At 64.7% G+C, this 388-nt stretch carries 1 protein-coding gene; it reads left to right on the forward strand.

The features are described 5' to 3' along the window. Positions 1-244 (forward strand): NADH-quinone oxidoreductase subunit D-related protein (locus tag AC0IYH_RS29700; protein ID WP_471837656.1); only part of this gene is annotated, 244 nt, incomplete at its 5' end. Positions 245-388: the final 144 nt, after the last annotated feature.

Here is a 388-nt window from a genome sequence, read left to right on the forward strand (position 1 = left end):
GCTCTACACCGAGGGCTATCACGTGCCCGCGGGCGAAGTGTACGTCGCGACCGAAAGCCCGAAGGGCGAGTTCGGCGTGTATCTGGTGTCGGACGGCACGAACAAGCCGTATCGCTGCAAGATCCGCCCGACGGCGTTCAGCCATTTGCAGGCGATGGACTTCATGAGCCGCGGCCACATGCTGGCGGACACGACCGCCATTCTGGGCGCGATGGATATCGTTTTTGGTGAGTGTGACCGCTGATGGCCGACGCCGTTCATATCCCTGACGAGGCCGAGACCCGCGCGCGCTGGGGCGCGTTCGCGTGGAATGACGAGAATGCCGAGAAGGCGAAGATCGTGCTCGGCCGCTATCCGGCCGGACGCGAACAGTCGGCGTCGATCCCGC

Source organism: Pseudomonas sp. AC463 (assembly GCF_979253585.1).